Consider the following 22,233-nt stretch of genomic DNA (forward strand, 5'->3'; position numbering starts at 1 on the left):
TCTCGATATTCCGAAAGCTATCGGCTGGCGGTCGCTGTGAGAGCCGGTTGGTGAACTTCCGGCGCCTTCATGAAGACGACGGCAATCGCCGCTACCACAAGGACGACGGCCATGACATAGAACGCGTCGGAGAAGGCCATGATCAGCGACTGTTGGGCGACGAGATTTCCAAGCAGAATTTCTGCCTGATGGTAGGCGCGTCCGGGGTCCGGCAAGCTGTGCGCTTCGAAATAGTGCTGCATGCGGGTGAGGAAGGATTGATCCGTCAGATTGTAAGGCGTGACCGACTGACCGATGATATTGGAATGAAATTGCTCGCGCTTGGTGATGATGGTCGCCAGCGCGGCCGTGCCGATTGCGCCTCCGAGGCTGCGCAGCATGTTGAATAATCCTGACGCAGCTGCGGACTCTTTTGGAGCCACGCTGTTCGTCGCCAGAACTGAGAGTGGCGAAAGTAGGATCGCCTGGCCGAGGGCGCGTACGATGTTGGTATAGAAAAACTGCTGTCCCGCGTCGTTGAAACTCAAATGCGTATTCATGAAACAGCTGACTGCGAAGATGCTGAGGCCTGTGCAAACGATCAAGCGGGCATCGAAACGCTTCAAGAGGAAGGGGACGAATGGAATGATGAGCAGCTGCGGAAGTCCGGCCGATGCGAGCACGAGGCCAATCTGCTGAGCGTTGTAGCCCTGGACTTCGTCGAGATACGCGGGAAGCACGTAGATCGATCCGAACAGCGCGAAGCCGACGAGCGTATTCGCCAACGTTCCGAGGCCGAAACTCCGTCGAGTGAGCAGGCGAAGTTGCACGGCGGGCTTCTCGACGGTGAGTTCGATGACGACGAAGATCGTCAGCATGACCGCCGAGATGATGGCAAGATGCACGATGAATGGCGAGCCGAACCAATCGTCCTTGTTGCCTTCATCCAAGACGGTTTGCAGGCAGGCGAGACCGATTGCCATTGTCGCGATGCCGAACCAATCGCCTTCTCGCAAAAGGCGAAGCTGCATCGGTTGACGATCGAGCGTCGGATAAAGCAGTGATAGCATTACCGCGCCGGGAACAAGATTGACGAAGAAGATATAGGGCCAGCCGTATTGTTCGGTGAGAATGCCGCCGATGGTCGGGCCGATCGCGGGGCCGAACGTGGCGGTGAGCGCGAATGCAGCCAAGCCGATGGGGCGCTGGCTTTCAGGTAGCTTTGTCAACACGGCCGTGAAGGCCATCGGGATCATGACACCGCCGGTGAAGCCCTGGAAGCCGCGCATCACGATCATGGTGCCGAGATTGCCCGCAAAGGCGCAGGCGACTGAGAAGATGAGGAACAGCACGACGTTCGACAACAGGAAGCGGCGGAAGCCAAACACGCGGCTGAGGTAATCCGTCAGCGGGATCATGATGATTTCGCCGATCAGATATGAGGTCGAGATCCAGGTTCCATTGTCGACGCCGGTGCCGATGCCGCCTTCGATTTCAGGCAGGGACGAATTGACGATCTGGATATCGAGGACGGCGATAAGTGCGCCCAACATGCATCCAGAGACCGCGATCCACGTCCGTAGGGAGGCCCGCTCGCTGTCGGGGCTGGTCGGAGCTTCGCTCATGACGCTTGCTTTGCTGCGGTTTTTGACGCCGGCGTTTTGTGGCGTGTGTCGATCGTTGTGATGACCGACATGCCGGGACGCAGCTTGCCGGCAAACGGATCGTTCGGGTCAATGTAGATCTTCACCGGGATGCGCTGGACAATTTTCGTGAAGTTTCCCGTTGCGTTGTCCGGTGGGAGAAGTGCGAACTCCTGGCCACTCGCCGGAGCGATGCTGCCGACATAACCCTGCACGGCGTTGTCGTCGAACGTGTCCACGGCAATCGTGACCGGCTGCCCTGGGCGGACATCAGCGAGTTCCGTTTCCTTGAAGTTGGCAATGACGTAAGCCTTGTTGAGCGGTACGACCGCGAGCAGCTCGGTTCCGGGTTGGGCATACTGACCGACCCGCACTGTGCGATCGCCGATGATGCCATCTACCGGTGAGGTAATCGTCGTATAGCCTAGGTTGATCTCCGCCTGTTCAAGCGTCGCATTGTTCTGCGAAAGCATGGCCCGTGCTTGCTTTAGTTCGGCGGTCAACGTCGCAATCTGTTTTTTGGCTGCTTCCAGTGCCGCCTTATCTTTCGCAAGCGTCGCCTGTGCCGTGCCGATTTGCGAGGCCGCCTGTTGCTCGTCTTGAACGGAACCGTATCCTTCGTTTGCGAGTGTGCCGAACCGCTGATTATTCTGTTGGGCGTATTTTTCGGTCGCTTCGTCAGCCTTGATGGTCGCCTCGGCTTCGCTCACGATGGCTTGCTGCTCTCCGATCTGAGCCTGGTCGGTGGCAATGGCCGCTTCCGCCTGTTTGACGCCGGCTTTCGCCTGATCGACGGCCGCTTTGTAGTCGCGCTGATCAATGATTGCGAGGACTTGGCCGGCTTTGACGCGCTGATTATCGTCGACGTACAGAGCGGCGATATCGCCGGATACTTGTGGAGCGATGGCGACGACGTCAGCTTGCACGTATGCGTCGTCAGTCGAGACTTCAAAGCGCCACTCGGTCCAATATTTCCAGCCGGCATAAATGCCACTGCCGATAACTGCCGCAGCAACAACAGCGATAAGAATGTGCCGCGGACCGAAGGGTAGCCAATGATGCGATTTTCCAGCCGTGTTTGCAGGATCTTGATCGGGCAAAGCGCTCGGCGCGGGCGCAATCGTTTCCCTTGCCGTCGGGACCATGCTTTCAGACTTCGCTGTCTCGTGCGCCATTACGTGCATCGTTTCGGGCGCCGCCTCGGTTGCGACGACGTCGGTGGCTGCGGTCAACATAGTCCACATCTCCATCTCGGCTCTTGCCAAGATATAAAAGAGCACTCACCAGCTCAGCTATTTAACCTTTGGCGCTGTTGGCCATACGTTTGGAAAGACCAGCTATACGTGTGTTTAATGACGTGCCCGTTTTGCGCCTACGTCGGCGAGAATGAAGAAAAGGGGCGCGCCTTTCGGCGCTCCCCCTCCGAGATGCATCTTCTTTTGTAGGCTTATGTCTTGCGGTTTTACCGGATCACGAAACACTGTGCCGTGCCGGAGGTCTTGAAATCACCGTTGCAATGGGGCGATGCGAATGCGCCCGAAACACCAGAGACCAGAAGCGCCACTGCGAGGATTGCGACTTTCATTTTCATATCTTCAATTTACCCGAGCGCCGTTTCATTCCTGACTGGATGGCGGCGCTGTTAAAAGCGATGCATTGGAGGTAAGTGCGATCGGCGCCCATTCCATAATCTCTAGGTATATGGGGCAGATGGCCCATGGGATTGTTCGTCGGCGGCATACCGGAACGTTCCCTCGGCAGGCTCACCAAATCTCAAGATGGTTTGGTTTAAGCTCTTGCCGCTGCACAGCGGGCGAGGCGACCACCGCCTCGCCGCCCGGCGCTGGTTATGCAGCGGGGAGCAGTCAACCAGCACCGTACCGGGACCGGCTACACATGTGTGTTGTCGGTCTCGGGTTCCTTCATTGGTGCATGGATGAGCCGTTACCCCGCCCGGATCAGCCTCGGCGAGAGGATGCGCGGGAGATGGTTTCCAAGTTTTAAACCTAAGGAAGATTTACGAACACTCGCGCAATTGCTCCGAATGTAGAAAACATAAATGCCGGAGTTGCTGTCGTGTCGCGGAGCCAAAAGCTCATTCGGCAAAACAAAACGGCACAGGCTCGCTTGTGCCTGCGCCGTTCGCGGAAGGAGAGAGGAAAGGGCGATCAGACGCGAAGCGGCGAAGTGTTGCCGTCTCAGTGCACCGCCGCGATCGCGATTTCCGTGAAGAGAAGCGAAAACAGCAACACGCCAGCAAACATGCCGAAAAAGCTTTGTCCGGTCGGTTTCATTGTCATTCTCCCATTCGGGCATTGTGGCTAATGGAAGTCCTACGCGTCGCTTAGCCACCTTGTCATGAGATGGGGGCTTTCAGTTGGCGAGCAACGGCGTCCTCACGCACTTGTGCGCGTTTTGCCCTTACGGATTGGACAGCTTTCGGATAGGGCTGCCGAGTTTCGGGATTGGGGCTCGGCGATAAGATTACTCCGCGGCGGCAACGCTCTTTGGCGGTGCCGGGAGCGCCTGTTCCTCGTCGCTCGCGCTTGCGGAGACGTGAACGACGCGGTCGTGAAGCGGCAGCAGCGACGAGCGATGGCCGATGGAAACAATCGCGGTATCGGGCAGTTTGTTTCGTATCGCGGTCAGGACGCGCGCTTCGGCGGCTTCGTCGAGTGCAGACGTTGCCTCATCGAGGAAAAGGATATCCGGACGGAGCAGAATGGCGCGTGCAAGCGCGACGCGCTGCTGCTCGCCGACCGAGAGGATATTGTTCCAGCGCTCGACGACGTTAAGAGATGGTTTCAGGTGTTCGAGGCCCGTAAGTTTTAGGATGTCGGAGATTTCTTCGTCCGACGGCTGGGCTTCCGTCGCCGGGTAGGTGAGCACGCTATGGAGCGAGCCCAGCGGGAAATAGGGCTTTTGCGGGAGCGCGAGGAGGCGGGCGCCGGATCTGGTGAGGATCACACCCGTCGCGTGAGGCCAGTAGCCCAGAATGGTGCGCAGCAACGTTGTCTTGCCGGCGCCTGATGGAGCCATCAGGAGCACCGACTCGCCCGGTTCGATATCGAGATTCACCGAGTTCAACAGCTTCTTGCCGCCGGGCGTTGCAAGCGAAATGCCGGCAAGGCTCAGCACGCCGTTGGCATTCGTCGTGCCCATCGAGACGGCGGATGTCTCGCTCGCCGTCGAGGCGAGCTGCATCTGATCGGAGAAGCCGGAAAGCCGGTCGACGACGGCGATCCATTCCGCCAGATCGGTATAGGAATTGACGAAGAACGACATCGACGATTGCACCTGGCCGAACGCGCCAGCCGTTTGCGTCATGACGCCGAGCATAATTGCGCCTGCGAAATAATGCGGGGCCATGATGAGGAACGGCAGCACGACGGCGATCTGATTGTATCCAGTCGTGAAGAATGTCAGAAATTTCTGGCGCCGCATGATGTCGTGCCAGTTGGTTACGATATCGGAGAAACGATCGCGCAGGATATTGCGCTCGGCGTTCTCGCCGCGCAGCAATGCGATCTGTTCGGAGTTTTCGCGAAGGTGCACCAAGCCGAAGCGAAAATCGGCTTCGCGCCGCTGGCGACTAAAGTTGAGGCTCGCCAATGTGCGGCCGATGAGATGCGCTCCGACGCTGGCCACGAGCGCGAATATGGCTGCGAGCCAGACGAGATAACCATGGGCGCCGATGTGATATCCTGCGATCTGCAGCGGAACCTCGGCTGAAATTCCCCACAGTATGATGCTGAATGAAACGAGGCTCGTGATCGACGACAGGAAGCCAATGCCGAGAGAGAGCGTTCGTCCGATATAAAGTGCGATGTCCTCAGCGATACGCTGGTCGGGGTTGTCGGCTGCCTCGCTGCGGAGACGCATGCGGTAGTGGGTGCTGTTCTGGAGCCAGCGGTGAACATAGCGCTCGGTCATCCAGCGCCGCCACCGGATCTGCAGCCATTGATTGAGATAGAGCTGATAAACCGACGAGATAATGAAGGCCGCGGCGATCACCGAGAATATGGCGAGCTGGTGCCAGAAGGCGCCGACGTTTTTCGTCTGAAGCGCGTTGTAGAACTCGGCGTTCCAGCTGTTGAGCAAAACGGACAGCCCAACCTGGCCGAATTCGATGGCGAGGACGACCAAGAGAAGGCTGCCGCCGATCCAGCGTTCCGCAACGGTGAATTTCAATCGGGAGCTGATGCGAACGACACCCGAATCTTTCGAGAAGAAGTAGGGCGTCGTCAGTTGCCAAATCGCGCTCAGGCGCGAGCGCGTATCATTCCGCATCACAATTCCACATCACGGTTGCTTTGCATCCTCAGCGGGCCAGCTGCGGTTTTGAACCATCCGCAAGGCCGTGTGGCTCCTCATTTCGTCGAGGGTGGCGCGAGGCACATTTCCGGAGGGTGGCCAGAACCTTAATTATTTGCAAGCGTTGGCGGGATGCGACGCGACTTGGCTGAGGTTGTCAAACGCCGATGCACTCGTGACGCACACAAGCTAGTTTGGGCCGCCCGGAAAATCGTGTACTTGAGTAAGCGATGGGGATGGGGTTCCCCCGATAACCGCCATTGTGGCTGATGACTCCTACGATAGCCGTTTCCGACGGGAGACGGCCGTTGGCTGAAATGCTGAAGAGGAGCCTCAAATGAATTTCACGACATGTCTGGTCGTTATGTTCGGCGGAGCTATCGGGACCTTGTGTCGGTATGCCGGGTCGTATCTTGCCCTTCCGATCAGCGGCACGCTGCCGTGGGGCACGATCCTTATCAATATTGCCGGGTCATTTATCATAGGCTTTTTCGGCACGCTGACCCTGGCGCATGGGCGTTATCCGGTCAGCGAAGAATTCCGCCTGTTCGTGATGGTGGGGATTTGCGGGGGCTTTACAACTTTTTCGTCATTCAGTCTGCAGACACTCGATCTTCTCCGCTCGGGCGCTATCGGGCGCGCTGCGGTCAACATTGGGTTGTCCGTCGTGCTTTGCATCCTGGCCGTGGCGGCAGGGCACTTCGTCGCCGCCTACTTCAACGCCGGCGCAACGGAAATTGCGCAGACGACATTGGAAGAAGACGCCTAGGGCGTCTCCTTTCCTTCGGCGCAGGGGTCAAGTCGCGATCTGGGACTTCGCCAGCGTGACGTTGATGCTGTGCACGGCGCAGCTTTGAGCGAGGTCGGCTTTTTCTCCGGGGTTGAGGACGTTGATATTGGCTCCGGAGGCTGATGCTTTCGGCCATTGGCCTTTGGGCGCCAGCAGCACGCCCGCTGGAACCGCCGATGAAATGCCAACACTCAACTCGATGGAGCCGGTCTTGCTGCTCACCTGCAACCGGTTCCCGGATTTGACGCCGATCGTTTCGGCGTCGGAGGGATTGAGCCAAGCTTCGCACATTTGCAGACGGCGGGCGATCTTGCCGTCATTGGCGTAGCTGCTGTTCATGAGCCATTCGGAGGCAGGCGACAGCATACGGTATTCGCCCAGAGCCGGACGGCGCTCCGATAATGGCGCAGGGGCCGACGGCAATCCGGCCTCGACAAATTGCGTGCCGGTCATTTCGATCTTTCCTGACGGTGTGCGATAGTCGTGTGATGCAAACTGAACATTCGGGTCTTCGGGCACGTACATCGTGCCTGCGGCTGCGAGTGTTTTGAAATCGAGTCCTGGGCGAGCTTGGCTCAGAATCGTTTCGATAATGACATCGTCGGTTTCATGCAGCTCAGGATCGGTGAGACCCATTGCGGCTGCAAGGCGCCGAAAGATCTCCTGATTGGGGAGCGCGTCTCCTAGCGGCGGAAGGGCTGCAACCTGTGCCGAGACGGAATGGGTAAAATACGACATGACGACATCGTCGAATTCCAGAAAACTCGCCGCGGGCAGAACGAAATCCGCGTAGTCGGCCGTATCGGTCTGGAATAGATCGACCGTGACTTGGAGAAGATCCTCGCGCCTCAGCGCCTGGCGCAATCGCGCCTGCTCCGGGCTCGAGGCCGCGATGTTGTTATTCCAGGTGAAGAGCGCTTTCGTCTCGCCGCTTTCGAGCCGCGCCGCGAGATCCATATGGCTGACGGATTGGGGATCGGCGTTGAGATGCGAAGCGGAAAGATAACCGCCGTCGACGCCTCGGGCGTCCCAGCCGTTGAGATAGAGGAAACCGGCGCCGAGCTTTCCGATGTTGCCCGTCGCAGGTGGCAGCAGGCCGACCGAACGCATGGCGTTGCCGCCGAATGTCTGGCGCTGGAAGCCTTGTCCCATCCATAGTAGCGATGGGCCGTCCGCGTAGAGCAGCGCCGCTTTTTCGATGAGGGCCGCAGGAACGCCGGTCGTTGCCTCCGCCCAACTCAATGTGCAAGCGTCGAGTTGCGGTTCGATGTCGTCCCAGCCGATACAATGGCGTGCAAGAAAATCGCGGTCGAGCTTTCGGGCCGATTTGATGACGGCGAGCATCGCGAAGGCAAGCGCCGCGTCGGTGCCGGGAAAGAGCTGCAGATGAATGTCGGCCGCTTCAGCCGTCGCGTGGCGGATCGGATCGACGACGATCGTTGGGACGCCGCTGCGCGCCACCCAGTGCTCATGGACGTGAGGCGCTGAGGCTGACGGGTTCGCCCCCCAGATCAAGACGCATTTGCTGGAACTGACCGTGCGTGGGTCGAAGCCGCGGGTCGATTCCCCGAACGCGAGTTGAAGCGCGACGTGGCCCGCCTTGTTACAGACCGTGTCTGGGTCGACTTCAGTCGCTCCAATGCGATTGAAGAAACGCAGCGGAAACAGCCCGGCGATCAGCGAGCACGTTCCAGTGTAATGGGTTTGCAGGATGGCTTGGCCGCCGTCGGTCGCGATAATGCTGTGCAGCCGTTGCGCGATCTCCGATATGGCATCATACCAGGAGACCTCGTCAAACTGTCCCGATCCTTTCGGGCCGACGCGCTTCAACGGAGTCGTTAGCCGATCCGTCTTGCTGCGCCACACGCCGTTGTAGGCAATCGAGCACTTGCCGCAAAGCTTGCCGCGGCTCATGTCGTGATTGGGATCGCCGACAACCGACACCGCGCCGTCGCTCGCCATTTTTACGATTATGCCGCACGCGTCGTAACAGTCCCGGGGACACGTTGTCTTGACGATTGCCTGCGTTGCCATTGCGCCGAACCTTCCTGGAAGCGTAGAGCCGCTTCAAATCTAGTCCGGAATTTCAGCGCTGGTAAAGGCTTTCGCGTTGGGCGCAAGTGCGGGATCGGCGAGGGATGATCGGAGCTTAGGTTATGCATGAATGCACCGCACGATGACGCTTTATCCGGCAGTTGAGGCATCCAGAGCAGGCAGGCTCGCATCGTGTTGCGTATCACCCGGGAGCGCCAGATGGACTGACGGTATGACCCCGCGTCGCTCGCAATCGAAGGTGCGATGATTTCAGGCCTCCGGGACAATTGCTGTGTCCGTGGCGAGCTTCTGTGTTCTGCATCTTGCTCGCCTCTGCTCTGCGGGAGGTTTTCTGGTGCGGCTTGTCGCAATTGCGTGATGCCATGTGCTGCTATTCTTGGCGAATTGAGTCGATTCTTTTTTGCCGGGAGCCGTGATGCGGGGACGCTTGGTTTTTCCCGCAGCTTGTCTCGCGTTCTGTCAGCTGCTGTGGGGATGCGCGATCGAAAACGCCGACATTGCTTTGCGTGGGAAGTCGGAACTGGTCGGTCTTCGTGAGCGGGACGTTTTGATGTGCGCCGGGCATCCGACGAGCGAGGACAGCATACCCGGCGGCAAGATCTGGATGTACGAACACGGACAGGCGACCGGCGGCTTCACGGTTCAGCCGGTCATACCGCTGGCAGGAGCGCAACTCTCGGACCCCAACAGCGGCTATTGCCGCGTCCAGTTCCGCTTCTCAGGCGGCAAGGTCGCCGAGGTCTCCTATGCGGGCGCGACGAGTTCCTGGGGCCGCAAAGACGCCGTTTGCGCGCCGATTATCCGCAACTGTCTCGATTATCGGGGGCGGTAGGTAGCGCCGTTTCAAGACCAGACCGCTACCTGAACACGCGCGCGGCGAGCGCCTTGGCGACGAGGTGCGGCTTGATCTGGGTAACGGCCGTCGACGCCTTGCCTGAAAAGATGAGCTGAAGGACCTGAGCTTTGGTTTGCTCCGTCAGCTCGAATTCCAGTCCGAAGCCGTTTGTCGTCGATCGGCGGATGTGGGCGTCGACGTCGATGCCGGCGAAGTGGGCGTTGACAGTACTACCAATCGGAAGCGGCGCATTGCCGAGAAGATGCATGCCGCTCACAGATATATCGGATGCGCGATAGACGGCGCTCGAAGTTTTCGCCGACAACCTGACAGGAAGGTCCATCTCGAAGCGCTGACCGGCGCGCCGCTGTTGCTGCTCGCTACAGACGTAGCAGCAGAGCGTGAGCACGACGATGTTATACCAGCTCCAGAAAAGAGCGATGGCGCTCGACTCTGCAAGCGGGCGCGATTGATCCATAAGAAACGCGTTGGCAATGCCGAGCATCGTGATGGCGAGGAGGGTTCCGAAGATGCGCAGCAGCGGCCACTGGACAAAATGCCGGCTGCGATCGCCGCCTTTTGCCGTCACTTTGAATTTCTGGCCTTTCGGCTTCAAGAGGCCGGAGACGACCGCTTTCAAGACGTCCATGGAGCAGAGCATCTGATAGAGGTCCGTCATCAGCGGCAGCACGCGGCCTTCCGTCAACCACGTGAAGATCGCCCACTGTGCGACGAGGAACGGCGCCAGATACCAGATCGCATCAATGACGTTTGCGTGGACGGCCTCGATCCCAAACAGCAGATAGAGAGCCGGCACAACCACACCGAGAAGTCGAAAGAGGTGGGTCGCCGACCAATGCAGGAACGTCTCGCAGAGCATGATGCGATCGACGATCGGCAATTTGTTCCCGAGGCGTAGCGGTCCGCTCGGGCCGCGGCAGATTTGAACGAAACCCAAGGCCCAGCGGCTGCGCTGGCCGCTATATTCGGCGAGACCCTCGGGTGCTAAGCCCAGTGACAGGGCTTCGTTTAAGTAGACGGTCCGGAAGCCCTTTTCGCGCAGGCGGAGGGAGAGGAGATAATCTTCGGTGACGGAATCAGTTGGAAAGCCACCGATGCGTTGTAGTGCGTCGAAGCGAATGACTGAGGACGTTCCGCAGCAGAAGGCGGCGTTCCAGGCGTCCTTCGAGGCCATGACGATATCGAAGAAAAAGCGCTGCTCATCCGGCCAGACGCGCGTCAACGCGAGATTGCTTTGCACCGGGTCGGGATTGAAGAAATGCTGAGGCGTCTGGACGACGCCGACGTCGGCATCGAGCGCCAGCGATACAGCGCGTGTCAGAAATGAGGGCAGTGGTACGAAATCCGCATCCAGAATCGATACGAAGTCGGGCTTTTCGTCGAGGTTGGCGAGCTTTTTCAGTGCGGAGTTGATGTTGCCGGCTTTGGCGTGGGAATTTTCTTCGCGAGTGATGTAACCGACGCCATGGTGCTCGCAGAGCGCTTTCAGCCAGGCGCGGCGTCCGTCGTCGCAGACCCAGACGCGGAAATTCGGATACGTCGATGCGAGCGAGCCGATGATGGTGCGCTCGAGAATGCTTTCGTCTTCATTATAAGTGCATATGAGGACATCGACTTTAGGCAGATCGCGCTGAGCCAGCAACCGCGGGATGTTGCGATCGGCGTCGCGCGAGCGATTGCGCGTGCGCGTCAGGAACAATTGGGAGATGGTCGCGCCAATCATTGTCAGCGTTTCGACGGCTGTGAAAATAATGCCGGTGGTGAAATTGAGGGGATCGTCTGCCGAGGGAAGGGTATCGAAAATGCGCCATGACATATATCGCCAGCCAAGTGCGATGCCGAAAAGAATGGCGCAGGTTCGGATGATCGTGTTGTTGCGATTGACCCACGGCAGGATGGCTGTCGCCAGTAGGGCAACAATCAGCGCCGGTAACAGCGCGTCGGCATATCCCATTCCTGCAGCGGCGCTCATTGTGCGGTCCGTCAGTAGAGGCTGCCAGCGAAGACGCTGCCGCCGTCGGCGAATTTCACGAGGCCGGAGCGGCCAACCCTGCAATCGAAGCTCTTCGACAGTTCGGGAAACTTGAGGCTGACGTGATAGGGCTCGCGCGAGAGGGCGCTCTGCTGGATTGCAGTATTGGACTCGACTGCAGCGAGACCATTCAAGCCGACCACGATGCCGTGCAACTCAGGGCCGCCATCGCGGGGCGTAAACGTCGCCGGTTGGCCGATCGAAAGGCGCTCGTAGGCCGTCTCGCTGACGCTGGCCGTGACGATGGCGCTTCCGCAATCGAGGAGCTTCATCAAATCCTGTCCAGCGTTGACGTGCTCGCCCGGGGCGGTGAGCATTTCCCAGACTCGTCCATTGACGCTGGCGTGAATATCGGCTTTCGCCAATTCCGCCTGACGGGCTTGTTCGGCGGCAATCGAAGCGTCTATTGCGGCGAGCTGAATTTGACTGCCATCGAGGCGAGCCTGAACGTCGGAAAGTTCAAGGGAAACTTCCATTTTACGCTGCGCCGATTGCGGTGTGTCGTTATAGCTGTCGCCGACGTAGGTTCCATTTTTTGCGGCATTAAGTTCGACGAGAATGCCCTTCTTGTGCTCGATTTGCGCCTGGATGGCTTGCTCTGTTACATGAGCTTCGCCTTGGGCCTTATCGAGGAACGCTTGGCTGGCAGCGTCGGTCTTTCGCAATGCAGCTGCTCGTTTGAGCGCTTCGGAAGCAACCGCGTATTGGGCCTGTGCCGAAGCGATATTGGCATCTGCTTCCCGCACGCGCTGCTCAAGCTGAGCGATGCGCCCGACGCGAAATCGCTCTTGCTGGGCATTGAGCTCTTCCAGGCTGCTGCGAAGCAGATTTTTCTTAGCTTCGAGTGCGCCAATGTTCGTGCGCAGTTGGTCTCGATCCCGCTGCAGGTTCGTCAGATGCACTGAATCGGCGCGGGTGTTGCGGATCGTCAGAATATTCTGATCGGCGCGAAAAGGACTGCCGATATCCGTGCCGTTTTGCGCCATCGTTACTTCACCTTCGATCGGCGCCCTTATCGTGATGATGCGGGCGTTCACGACGGCTTCGGCGCTGGTCGTGGCAAGAAGGCGCTGAACAGGAAACCATCCGAGCGCGATCGCGGCGGCGACGGCAACGAAAGATTTCAGTAGCGTCATCGACCTGACGGCGGGTCGCGATGACAGCTTCGGAGGCGTGTCAGCGGGTGGCTCCGCGTCCGCTGCAGGAGACGGCGCGGCGTTCGGCGCATGCCATTCGTTTACGACTGACTCGAGATACGCGAGTTGAGCGGTTGCCGTAAATTTATCGTCGGCTAAGGTCTCGGCGTCTGTTTGCTCGGCGCTCGGAAGCTCCGACGGCGGCGGCTGTACGGCGCGGATCTTCGCGCCGCGGGCAAATGCGGTTCGGCGTTCGACGGGTTGGGAGGACATTGGTACCCACGCAAGCAAAATTGTCTGCGTGGAAGGTTACATTCGATATATAAATTAATAATCGCATATTTTCTAAATTAGATATTAAACCGGCAGTAAAAATGATCCGAATGGAGACGATTTGCTGACCGTATATATACTTATTTAAGCATGTCTGTCTTTTGGTCCTGAGAGGATTGACGTATTTGAATCCGGCCTGAAACGGCCGGCGAGGCGACTTTTGGGGACGAGCGCATGCTAACGACGCGATACGCGAAAATTATAATGTGTTTCGTGCTGGGCCTGTTTTGCCTGCTGGTCGCATTCAACAACATCACGGATTACGAAACGAATTACGTGTTTGTGCAGCACGTTCTGAGCATGGACACGACACCGACTGCCAGCGCTCTCAAGTATCGGGCGATAGCAGAACCGCTGCTTTGGCAGATCGCGTATGCCGCCATCATCACAACCGAGGCGTTGACCGGTATTTTGTTCGTTGCGGGGGCGGCGGCGTTGTGGCGCGTGCGTCGCGCCTCCGCCGAAACATTCAATGACGCGAAACGCTATGCTGTTGCCGCATCCACGCTCGCGTTTCTGATCTGGTTCTTCGGCTTCATGGTGGTGGGCGGCGAGTGGTTTGCGATGTGGGAGTCGCCGGCTTGGAACGGTCAGCAGGCGGCATTCCGGTTTTATGTCTCCGTGCTCGCCGTCTTGATCTTCGTGAACCAACCCGATCGCGATCTCCCCTGAAACGTTGCCGCGACCGAGGCGGCGTGGCATCGGTCGCGGCTCAAACTCAGAGTGAGTGTTCGGCGACCCGCGTGAGAAGGTCCTTCTTGCCATGCTTTGCTTTTCTTTCGGCGAGCAGCCCGAGATAGTGCTGCAGGACGGCCGCGCCTGCGATCGACGTTACGTCGGCGTGGTCGTAGGCTGGGGCAACCTCCACGACATCCGCGCCGACGATGTCGAGATCGCCTAAGCCGCGTAGGATCATCAGCGCTTCGCGCGATGACAGTCCGCCAGCCACTGGCGTTCCTGTACCCGGAGCATAGGCTGGGTCGAGAGAATCGATGTCGAACGTCACATAGGTCTTGGTGTCGCCGACGCGCGCCGCGATGCGCTTCAGGACGCCGGAGACGCCGAGGTTGGCGACGTCATGCGCGTAAAGGATCTCGATGCCGCAATCCTCTGGCGCGTGCGTTCTGATGCCGACCTGGATTGAGCGTTCCGGCATGATGATGCCGGCGCGGACTGCGCGCGCTACAAACGAGCCGTGGTCGATGCGTTCCTCCTCGTCGAACCAGGTATCCTGGTGAGCGTCAAATTGCACCAGCGCCATAGGCCCATGCTTTTCGGCGTGTGCTTTCAGCAGTGGCCAGGTGACGTAATGATCGCCGCCGATCGACAGGAGCGTCGCACCAGCTTGAACGATCTCTCGTGCCTGGCCTTCGATCTGCGCGGGTACGTCGAAATGCCGGCCGTAATCGAGCGAGCAGTCGCCGTAATCGACGACGGCCAGCGTTTCGAAAGGGTCGGCGTGGAAGGGATATTGCGGGTCGCCCTCCAGGATCGCCGATGCACGGCGCACGCCTTGCGGTCCGAAGCGGGCGCCGGGCCGGTTAGAGACGGCGGCGTCGAAGGGGATGCCCCAAACGGCGACGTCGACATTGCGCAAATCGCGGGACAGCTTGCGGCGCATGAATGACAGCACGCCGCCGTACATCGGTTCGTGCGAGCCGCCCATGATGTTTGGGGCGAAGACGGCAGAGTCGGTTTCCCTCGGGCGGAGCGGAGCCTGAGATGTTTTCGACATTGTTTCTCTCCTGTCTTGATATGCAGGTTGTTGAATACCGGGCGCTGCAGTCGGCGTTATTCGCCGGTCATGAAGTGCGTCCAGATGCGATTGACATCGCGTAGCGATTTCGGATCGCGGGGGCGGGCGGCAAAGAGCTGGGCCATCATGTCCTTGGGCGGATAGATGTTCGGATCCGACTTGATTTCTGCCGTGACGAACTCCGTCGCGGCGGTGTTTGCGTTCGGATACCAATAGTTGTTAGTGAATGTCGCGATGTTCTTCGACGCCAGAAGAAAATTGATGAACGCATAAGCGTTCTCGGGATGCGGCGCGTCGGCGGGAAGCGTGATCATGTCAGCGAAGATTTCGGTGCCTTCTTTCGGGATTGAATAGCGCACCTCGACGCCTTTTTTGGCGTCGGCGGCGCGGCCTGCGGCGATATAAGCGTCGCCACTCCAGCCGAGCGCCAGGCAGACGTCGCCCTGGGCGAGGTCGTTGATGATTGCGCCGGTTTTGAAGTGACGGATATAGGGGCGAATGGAGTCGAGCAACTTGCTCGCCTTTTCGAGTTCGGCTTTGTCGGTCGTAAACGGATCGAAGCCGAGATAGTTGAGCGCAATCGACATGACGCCTTCAGGCGAGTCGATCATGGCGATGCCGCAGTCTTGAAATTTCGCTGCAAGCTCGGGCTTGAAGATAATGTCCAGGCTGTTGACCGGCGCGTTCTTCATGCGCTTCTCGATCAATGCCGGATTATACATGATGCCGGTGGTTCCATAAGCGTAGGGCACACCGTATTGATTGCCGGGATCTTCAGTCGCGACGAACTTCATGATGTCGGGATTAAAGTCTTTCAGTACGGCGAGCTTGCTCTTGTCGAGCTTCTGGAGCGCGCCTGCCTGGATGAGCCGACCGATCGACGAGGCGGTTGGCAGGACGATGTCGTAACCGGTTTTTCCGGTCAGGACCTTTGTCGTCATCATTTCCGTCGACTCGAACGTGTCGTAAACGACCTTGTCGCCGGTTTGCTTTTCGAAGTCCTTGATCACGTCCGGCGAGACGTAGTCGTACCAGAAGTAGATGTTGACGTTCTTGTCTTCGGTCGAAATGGCATTCGCTGCAGGCGAAGCTGCGACCAGAGAAAGTGCAATTGCACAAGATGCGAGCAGGCCGAGCGGACGCATGACGTCACCCTCCAGAAAAGGTTGAAGACCGGAATTGCGAATGAATGAGAAGCAAACGATGCGGCTTGCACGTTGCGGCGACAAACGGTATTTCCTGGGGAATGAGTTGAGTAAAACTCATCTGAAGGCCCGTCTCGCATGCCATTGCCTTCTCTCAACGCGATCCGCGCATTCGAAGACTCGGCCCGGCTGCTGAGCTTCAAGGATGCGGCGGAGGAATTGAAGCTCAGCCCATCGGCTGTGAGCCGCCACATCCGTACGCTGGAAGATGCGCTGGGCGTTCCTCTCTTCGAGCGCGGGTTCCGTCAGGTGCAATTGACGGAAAAGGCAGTGCATTACGCGCGCCGTCTCGGCGAGGCGTTCAAGATCATTCAGGATTCAACGGAAGAAGTGAGCGCGTATGGTCCGGCGCGGCGGCGCAAGCGCCAGCGGGTGACGCTGTCAATCAATGCGACGTTCATGAACCTATGGCTCGCGGATCGGCTGCCGCATTTCCGGGCGTTGCATCCGGAGTGCGAGCTAGAGGTTTCGACACATGACGACGCCGGCAAGGGTGGCAATGCGCGGGCCGATCTGCGCGTGCTTTTTACGAGCGACGAGGTTGACGATCCAGCGCTGACGCCTCTGCTTAAGCTGATCATCATTCCGGTTTGTGCGCCGTCGCTGATGACCGGCAGAAAGGCGCTCCGGAACCCGCGCGACTTGGCGAAACATCGACTGCTGCACGAAAACACGACGGCGTGGTGGGAGGAGTGGATCGTCGGAGAGGGCGCCAAGGGTGTCGATCCCAACACCGGCGCAATTTTTCACGATCCGTCGCTGGCCATTCGAGAGGCCGTCAATGGCGGTGGCGTTGCGCTTGCCGATAATATCATGGCTGAAGATCTGTTGGCCCGCGGGCTGCTGGTCGAGCCATTTCGCATTCGGCGACGCATTCCCAACTGCTACAGTCTTGCTCAGCGACCAGGGGCGTCTTCCCATGCCGGGGTCCGCGATTTCCGCGCGTGGCTGATCGGGGAGATCGCCCGGCATAAGGCCGTCATGGGGATCGAGTAGGAACTGTGATTTGTCTCCCTGATGGTGGCCGGAGATTTGTGTGCTCGCTGCACGGCACCACTGAGACGCACATCTGGACTTAAGTGCACCTGACAAATGCTGGCGCCGAGGTTCTTAGATTCGTAGCGAGCAATACCCGCACCTTTTGGATCTGTCGCAAAACCACAACGGCGTGCTCGGTTTTACTGGATCGGGTATTTTGTCGGGCAGAAAATGAGTGCCCGGACTTTCATCGCGTTTGACGTATATTCTTCAAGTTTAATGTTAGATTTTTTCACTCAAGCGCTTGATATCTATAAATTTTTCGTCCGTCTTTTCGAGAGTGCCCGGCGTGCTCAAAAAGCACGCATCCGCTGATCCAATTTCGAGCACGCAAGCTATTGGATTCATTTCGGAATTTCCGGAAGCGTGACTAGAGTCTTGAAGCTGCAGATTTCCACGGTGCCGAGCTTGGCACTGCCGTCTGCTTCGAATTTCACGCTTTTGGCTCTCGTCGAATTCCGGGGGGAATTTTCTGATGACACGATCTAGGTGGGGATTGGCTGCGGCCGTCTGCACGTTGGTTCTCGCAAGCGGTTCGGCCGCTTCTGCGGGAGAGAAATTTCAGCTTTGGGACGATGACTCCTGGATCAGCTTCGGTGCTGGCATTAGAGGTCAGTACATCTACAACCCAGATGCCAAAGACACCGATGACTTTTCATTGAACAGCGCTCGTATCTACGCCAACGGGCAGTTCACCAAAATTATCGGTTTCACCTACAATACAGAAATCGACCATGCGCCGGATGACACGTCGGACATTTCTCGCATAAGGACGCTCGACGCGATTTTGCGCCTCGAGTTTACACCGTCGTTCAACATCTGGGCAGGCCGCATGCTGGCCCCGAGCGATCGCGCCAACCTTGACGGTCCGTACTATTTGGGAACCTGGGAATATCCGTTTGTCAGCGCATACCCCGCGATCTTCGCCGGTCGCGACAATGGCGGCGCCGTTTGGGGTGATATCGGCAAATTCAAATATGAGCTTGGCGGATTTCAAGGCTGCACGGCCGGAGACAACAGCTGCAGCACGCCGACCGCAAGCGGGCCGTTGTTCGCGGGCCGGTTGCAGTATGACTTCTGGGACAAGGAGTCCGGCTACTACACGTCGAGCGACTACTACGGCGAGAAAGAGATTCTCTCAGTCGCGGTGGTTGGGCAGTATCAAAATGGCGCGGCGAGCGACGGAACGCACTCTGGTGACTTTGGCGGCTTTAACATTGACGCATTGATGCAGAAGAAAGTGTGGGGCGGGGACGTCTTCACGCTCGAAGGTGCCTATTACGTCTATGACACGAGCGGCATCGATACATCGCTCCCGACGGGCAATGGCTTGGCGGATGGGACAAGCTACATGCTGCTCACGAGCTATCTCATCAATCAGAAGGTTGGGCCGGGCAAATTCCAGCCGGTGTTCCGCTACCAAGAGTTCGACCAGGATCACGGTCCGGACATCAGCGAATATTCGGTGGGCACCAACTACATCATCAAAGGCCACGATGCGCGCCTGTCCGCTCTCTATTCCCGGCAGAATGTCGACAACGCAGGAGACAGAGATATCGACCGGTTCATAGGCGGTCTGCAGCTTCAGTTCTAAGAAAACACTTCTGCCACTTAGGAGACATGCGCCTTCATCCCTTCTCCCGGGAGGTTCGCATGTCTCCTTTTATTTTTCTCATGATTTAACGATAAAGACCCTTCATTCGTTCTCTGTGAGCCAATCGCAGGACGACCGCCGCCGGTGATTTCTTGTTTGCGCAGGAAGGGCGAAATGGCCATCATCGCGGTCAGCAGGACTTCGAATTTGCGCGGGAGCGGAGTGACGGCTTTTCTTGCAGTCGTCCCTTGCAGTCATGGAGTGAGGCTTTATCGTGTTATCCGGTGGCCAAGCAGAGTTGCAATCGCCCGATGTTCGCCAACGCGTTTCAGTCTAGCCTTCCGGCCATCCCCTCTTATGTGCGTGCGAGCGCTGAGGTGCGCGGCACGTTCGCGCGCGCCGAGCGCACGACCAAGCTGATCGATACGTTCGAAACCGGTGGCTTGCGCCTCAGAACTCCGAAGGCCGGAGAATGGTGCGAGGCGGTCGTGTTGAATACCGCTGGCGGGCTGGCTGGCGGCGATGAAGTGCGGATGAGCTTTGTTGCCGCGAGTAACGCCAACGTCTGTATCACCACACAATCGGCCGAGAAGATCTATCGCGCGGAAGACAGGCCCGTTATGCTGGCGGCGGACATTCACGTCGGCGACGGCGCGAGCCTCGTATGGATGCCGCAGGAGACGATACTGTTTGATGGTAGCGGCCTCGAACGCTCGCTGACGATAGAGATGGCCGAGAACGCCTCCGTTCTTGCGGTCGAAAGCACAGTATTTGGTCGCGTGGCGCGCGGCGAGAGATTGAGCACGGGGGTGTTTCGCGATCGCTGGCGTATTCGCCGCGGCGCTGGGTTGGTGTTCGCCGACGACGTTCGACTGGCCGGCGCGATTTCAGAAATTGCGGAGAAGGCGGCGGTTGGTAACGGCGCATGCGCCGTCGCGACACTCGTGTTCCTCGCGCCGGATGCCGAAGACCGTTTGCCGATGGTCCGGTCCATTGTCGAGACTGACAGGATCGACGGCGGCGCCAGCGCCTGGAACGGGATGCTGATCGTGCGTCTCGCCGGTCGCGATCCATTCGACGTCCGAAGTGTCGTCACTGCGGTTTTGCGGCAGTTGTCGCGAATTCCGTTGCCACGTGTCTGGTCGATTTAGCTTTAGAGGGCCGAATGCTTCTAACTCCGCGAGAGAAAGACAAGCTGCTGATTGCGATGGCTGCGGATGTGGCGCGGCGCAGGCTCGCGCGCGGCGTCAAGCTCAATTATCCGGAAGCGATAGCGCTGATTACCGATGTAGTGGTGGAGGGCGCACGCGACGGCCGTTCGGTTGCTGAGTTGATGCAACTTGGTGCGCGTGTACTGACGCGCGATCAGGTGATGGACGGCATAGCGGAGATGATCGAAGACGTGCAGGTCGAGGCGACGTTTCCGGATGGAACGAAGCTTGTCACCGTCCATCAACCGATCCGGGGTGGCAGCGATGCGACGACGATCATCGCGGGCGAGTTCATTACGCCCGATGGCGATATTGAACTTAACGTGGGCGCGTCTACGTTGACGCTGAAAGTTGCGAACACAGGTGACCGCCCGATTCAGGTTGGCAGCCATTATCATTTCTTCGAAACCAATCCGGCGCTCGAATTCGAACGCGAGATGGCGCGCGGCATGCGCCTCGATATTGCTTCCGGTACGGCCGTGCGTTTCGAGCCGGGACAGACGCGGGAAGTAACGCTGGTTCCCTATTCGGGAGCCCGAACGGTTTATGGATTCCGCCAAGACGTGATGGGAAAACTCTGATGGCCGCCCGCATTTCTCGCGCCGCTTATGCCGACATGTTCGGACCCACGACCGGCGACAAGGTTCGCTTGGCCGATACGTCGCTCTTCGTCGAGGTCGAGAAGGATTTCACGATCTACGGCGAAGAGGTGAAGTTCGGCGGCGGCAAGGTCATTCGCGATGGCATGGGGCAGTCGCAGGTGTCCCGCTCACAGGGTGCCATCGATACGGTGATCACGAATGCGCTGATCATCGACCACTGGGGAATCGTCAAGGCCGATATCGGTCTGAAGGACGGATTGATTGCAGGCATCGGTAAGGCCGGTAATCCTGATGTTCAGCCGGGCGTCGACATCGTCATCGGGCCGGGTACGGAGGTGATTGCGGGCGAGGGCAAGATCGTTACCGCAGGCGCGTTCGATACGCATATCCATTTCATCTGTCCGCAGCAGATCGACGAAGCGCTGGCGGCTGGCATCACGTCGATGCTCGGCGGCGGCACGGGGCCTGCGACCGGAACCAATGCTACCACGTGCACGCCGGGCGCTTGGCATCTTCAGCGCATGATCGAAGCAGCCGACGCTTTTCCGATCAATCTCGGGTTTGCGGGCAAGGGCAATGCGTCGCTGCCGCAAGGATTGGTGGAGCAGGTTGAAGCCGGTGCGTGCGCGCTGAAGCTGCATGAAGATTGGGGCACGACGCCCGCGGCCATCGACTGCTGCTTGTCCGTCGCCGACGAGCACGACGTGCAGGTGATGATCCATTCGGATACGCTCAACGAAAGCGGCTTCGTGGAAGATACGATTGCCGCTTTCAAGGGGCGCACGATTCATGCGTTTCATACCGAAGGTGCGGGCGGCGGCCATGCACCGGACATCATGAAGGTTGCGGGATACGCGAACGTCTTGCCGTCGTCGACCAATCCGACGAAGCCGTTCACCGTCAATACGCTCGACGAGCATCTCGATATGCTGATGGTTTGCCATCATCTTCATGCGTCCATTCCCGAAGATCTGGCATTTGCGGAAAGCCGGATCAGGAAAGAGACGATTGCAGCGGAAGATATTCTGCATGATCTCGGCGCGCTCTCGATGATGTCGTCGGATAGCCAAGCCATGGGGCGTATCGGCGAGGTGATCATTCGCACGTGGCAGACCGCGGACAAGATGAAGAAGCAGCGCGGCGCGCTTCCCGGCGATGGCGAGAACGATAACCAACGGGCGAAGCGCTATATCGCCAAGTACACGATCAATCCGGCCATCGCTCACGGTGTATCGCAGCATATCGGCTCCGTCGAGGTCGGCAAGCTTGCTGACTTGGTGATCTGGTCGCCGGCATTGTTCGGTGTGAAACCGAATCTTGTCTTGAAGGCGGGTTCGATTGCCGTCGCGGCGATGGGCGATCCGAATGCTTCAATCCCGACGCCGCAGCCTGTCCACTACCGGCCGATGTTTGCATCCTTCGGCAAATCGCTGACGCGAAGCTCGCTGACGTTCGTTTCGAAAACGTCGCTCGACAAAGGCTTGGCGGATCGGCTCAAGGTCGAAAAGAAGCTCATTCCGGTCGAGAACGTGCGAGAGGGGATTTCGAAGAAGAGCATGGTTCACAATGGCGCAACACCGCATATCGAGATCGACAGCGAAACTTATCGGGTGACGGCAGATGGCGAGCTTCTTGTTTGCGAACCGGCCAAGGAGCTCCCGATGGCGCAGCGCTATTTTCTGTTCTGAG

The 22,233-nt window shown here is 58.5% G+C and carries 17 protein-coding genes and 1 riboswitch; of the genes, 8 read left to right on the top strand and 9 right to left on the bottom strand.

Annotated features, from left to right (window positions below; genetic code table 11):
• Window positions 1–17: 17 nt before the first annotated feature.
• From RLW41_RS17550 to RLW41_RS17565, 4 genes are all read right to left on the bottom strand, one after another.
• Window positions 18–1,604, bottom strand: a complete 1,587-nt coding sequence (locus RLW41_RS17550; RefSeq protein ID WP_414462288.1) for a DHA2 family efflux MFS transporter permease subunit — start codon at window positions 1,602–1,604, stop codon at window positions 18–20.
• Window positions 1,601–2,857 carry an HlyD family secretion protein gene (locus RLW41_RS17555; protein WP_414462289.1) on the bottom strand — a complete coding sequence of 419 codons (1,257 nt, stop codon included), beginning with the start codon at window positions 2,855–2,857 and terminating at the stop codon, window positions 1,601–1,603. Before RLW41_RS17555 ends, RLW41_RS17550 begins: the two co-directional genes overlap by 4 nt.
• 227 nt (window positions 2,858–3,084) lie before the next feature.
• Window positions 3,085–3,207: a hypothetical protein gene (locus tag RLW41_RS17560; RefSeq protein ID WP_256380112.1), complete on the bottom strand. Its 123-nt coding sequence runs from the start codon at window positions 3,205–3,207 to the stop codon at window positions 3,085–3,087.
• A gap of 899 nt (window positions 3,208–4,106) precedes the next feature.
• Complete coding sequence (locus tag RLW41_RS17565; RefSeq protein WP_414462290.1) at window positions 4,107–5,912, bottom strand: ABC transporter ATP-binding protein/permease; 1,806 nt, start codon at window positions 5,910–5,912, stop codon at window positions 4,107–4,109.
• A 247-nt stretch (window positions 5,913–6,159) separates the two neighbouring features.
• Window positions 6,160–6,222, top strand: a riboswitch (Fluoride riboswitch).
• A 51-nt stretch (window positions 6,223–6,273) separates the two neighbouring features.
• Here RLW41_RS17565 and crcB point away from each other — a divergent pair.
• Entirely contained in the window at window positions 6,274–6,705 is a 432-nt protein-coding gene (gene crcB, locus RLW41_RS17570) for a fluoride efflux transporter CrcB (RefSeq protein ID WP_414462291.1), read from the top strand.
• Window positions 6,706–6,732: 27 nt separating this feature from the next.
• Here crcB and RLW41_RS17575 read toward each other — a convergent pair whose 3' ends face one another.
• On the bottom strand, window positions 6,733–8,760 hold the full coding sequence (locus tag RLW41_RS17575; RefSeq protein ID WP_414462292.1) for a molybdopterin-containing oxidoreductase family protein: 2,028 nt from the start codon (window positions 8,758–8,760) through the stop codon (window positions 6,733–6,735).
• A gap of 436 nt (window positions 8,761–9,196) precedes the next feature.
• Between RLW41_RS17575 and RLW41_RS17580 the strand changes: the two genes are divergently transcribed.
• Window positions 9,197–9,613 (top strand): hypothetical protein, encoded by a 417-nt coding sequence (locus tag RLW41_RS17580; RefSeq protein WP_013947166.1) that lies wholly within the window; start codon window positions 9,197–9,199, stop codon window positions 9,611–9,613.
• A 25-nt stretch (window positions 9,614–9,638) separates the two neighbouring features.
• Here the strand turns inward: RLW41_RS17580 and RLW41_RS17585 are convergent, their stop codons facing one another.
• Both RLW41_RS17585 and RLW41_RS17590 read right to left on the bottom strand, forming a co-directional pair.
• Window positions 9,639–11,609 (bottom strand): glycosyltransferase, encoded by a 1,971-nt coding sequence (locus RLW41_RS17585; protein WP_414462293.1) that lies wholly within the window; start codon window positions 11,607–11,609, stop codon window positions 9,639–9,641.
• Window positions 11,610–11,620: 11 nt separating this feature from the next.
• On the bottom strand, window positions 11,621–13,078 hold the full coding sequence (locus tag RLW41_RS17590; protein WP_414462294.1) for an HlyD family secretion protein: 1,458 nt from the start codon (window positions 13,076–13,078) through the stop codon (window positions 11,621–11,623).
• A 234-nt stretch (window positions 13,079–13,312) separates the two neighbouring features.
• Between RLW41_RS17590 and RLW41_RS17595 the strand changes: the two genes are divergently transcribed.
• The gene (locus tag RLW41_RS17595) at window positions 13,313–13,810 is read left to right on the top strand and encodes a DUF2165 family protein (protein WP_409562975.1); all 498 of its coding nucleotides are present in this window, start codon (window positions 13,313–13,315) and stop codon (window positions 13,808–13,810) included.
• Window positions 13,811–13,856: 46 nt separating this feature from the next.
• On the opposite strand, the gene speB is transcribed toward RLW41_RS17595, so the two are convergent.
• Together speB and RLW41_RS17605 are read right to left on the bottom strand one after the other, a co-directional pair.
• On the bottom strand, window positions 13,857–14,873 hold the full coding sequence (gene speB, locus RLW41_RS17600) for an agmatinase (RefSeq protein ID WP_414462295.1): 1,017 nt from the start codon (window positions 14,871–14,873) through the stop codon (window positions 13,857–13,859).
• Between the two features lie 56 nt (window positions 14,874–14,929).
• Window positions 14,930–16,039, bottom strand: a complete 1,110-nt coding sequence (locus tag RLW41_RS17605) for a polyamine ABC transporter substrate-binding protein (RefSeq protein ID WP_409562977.1) — start codon at window positions 16,037–16,039, stop codon at window positions 14,930–14,932.
• Between the two features lie 138 nt (window positions 16,040–16,177).
• Between RLW41_RS17605 and RLW41_RS17610 the strand changes: the two genes are divergently transcribed.
• The 5 genes from RLW41_RS17610 (at window position 16,178) to ureC (ending at window position 22,232) form a co-directional block, all read left to right on the top strand.
• Complete coding sequence (locus tag RLW41_RS17610) at window positions 16,178–17,095, top strand: LysR substrate-binding domain-containing protein (RefSeq protein WP_414462296.1); 918 nt, start codon at window positions 16,178–16,180, stop codon at window positions 17,093–17,095.
• 517 nt (window positions 17,096–17,612) lie between these two features.
• Window positions 17,613–18,731: a porin gene (locus tag RLW41_RS17615; RefSeq protein WP_409562979.1), complete on the top strand. Its 1,119-nt coding sequence runs from the start codon at window positions 17,613–17,615 to the stop codon at window positions 18,729–18,731.
• Between the two features lie 377 nt (window positions 18,732–19,108).
• Entirely contained in the window at window positions 19,109–19,882 is a 774-nt protein-coding gene (locus tag RLW41_RS17620; protein WP_414462297.1) for an urease accessory protein UreD, read from the top strand.
• Between the two features lie 14 nt (window positions 19,883–19,896).
• Window positions 19,897–20,523: an urease subunit gamma gene (locus RLW41_RS17625; protein WP_409562981.1), complete on the top strand. Its 627-nt coding sequence runs from the start codon at window positions 19,897–19,899 to the stop codon at window positions 20,521–20,523.
• Entirely contained in the window at window positions 20,523–22,232 is a 1,710-nt protein-coding gene (gene ureC, locus RLW41_RS17630; protein ID WP_414462298.1) for an urease subunit alpha, read from the top strand. The genes RLW41_RS17625 and ureC overlap by 1 nt, the downstream gene beginning before the upstream one ends.
• Window position 22,233 lies beyond the last annotated feature (1 nt).

The sequence above is a fragment of the Hyphomicrobium sp. DY-1 genome, assembly GCF_047497105.1.
Taxonomy (GTDB): domain Bacteria; phylum Pseudomonadota; class Alphaproteobacteria; order Rhizobiales; family Hyphomicrobiaceae; genus Hyphomicrobium_B.

What these genes read in the sequence shown, in the direction of transcription:
- RLW41_RS17550 (WP_414462288.1), bottom strand. Translation starts at nt 1,604, where the DNA reads ATGAGCGAAGCTCCGACCAGCCCCGACAGCGAGCGGGCCTCCCTACGG.
- RLW41_RS17555 (WP_414462289.1), bottom strand. Translation starts at nt 2,857, where the DNA reads ATGTTGACCGCAGCCACCGACGTCGTCGCAACCGAGGCGGCGCCCGAA.
- RLW41_RS17560 (WP_256380112.1), bottom strand. Translation starts at nt 3,207, where the DNA reads ATGAAAGTCGCAATCCTCGCAGTGGCGCTTCTGGTCTCTGGTGTTTCG.
- RLW41_RS17565 (WP_414462290.1), bottom strand. Translation starts at nt 5,912, where the DNA reads ATGCGGAATGATACGCGCTCGCGCCTGAGCGCGATTTGGCAACTGACG.
- crcB (WP_414462291.1), top strand. Translation starts at nt 6,274, where the DNA reads ATGAATTTCACGACATGTCTGGTCGTTATGTTCGGCGGAGCTATCGGG.
- RLW41_RS17575 (WP_414462292.1), bottom strand. Translation starts at nt 8,760, where the DNA reads ATGGCAACGCAGGCAATCGTCAAGACAACGTGTCCCCGGGACTGTTAC.
- RLW41_RS17580 (WP_013947166.1), top strand. Translation starts at nt 9,197, where the DNA reads ATGCGGGGACGCTTGGTTTTTCCCGCAGCTTGTCTCGCGTTCTGTCAG.
- RLW41_RS17585 (WP_414462293.1), bottom strand. Translation starts at nt 11,609, where the DNA reads ATGAGCGCCGCTGCAGGAATGGGATATGCCGACGCGCTGTTACCGGCG.
- RLW41_RS17590 (WP_414462294.1), bottom strand. Translation starts at nt 13,078, where the DNA reads ATGTCCTCCCAACCCGTCGAACGCCGAACCGCATTTGCCCGCGGCGCG.
- RLW41_RS17595 (WP_409562975.1), top strand. Translation starts at nt 13,313, where the DNA reads ATGCTAACGACGCGATACGCGAAAATTATAATGTGTTTCGTGCTGGGC.
- speB (WP_414462295.1), bottom strand. Translation starts at nt 14,873, where the DNA reads ATGTCGAAAACATCTCAGGCTCCGCTCCGCCCGAGGGAAACCGACTCT.
- RLW41_RS17605 (WP_409562977.1), bottom strand. Translation starts at nt 16,039, where the DNA reads ATGCGTCCGCTCGGCCTGCTCGCATCTTGTGCAATTGCACTTTCTCTG.
- RLW41_RS17610 (WP_414462296.1), top strand. Translation starts at nt 16,178, where the DNA reads ATGCCATTGCCTTCTCTCAACGCGATCCGCGCATTCGAAGACTCGGCC.
- RLW41_RS17615 (WP_409562979.1), top strand. Translation starts at nt 17,613, where the DNA reads ATGACACGATCTAGGTGGGGATTGGCTGCGGCCGTCTGCACGTTGGTT.
- RLW41_RS17625 (WP_409562981.1), top strand. Translation starts at nt 19,897, where the DNA reads ATGCTTCTAACTCCGCGAGAGAAAGACAAGCTGCTGATTGCGATGGCT.
- ureC (WP_414462298.1), top strand. Translation starts at nt 20,523, where the DNA reads ATGGCCGCCCGCATTTCTCGCGCCGCTTATGCCGACATGTTCGGACCC.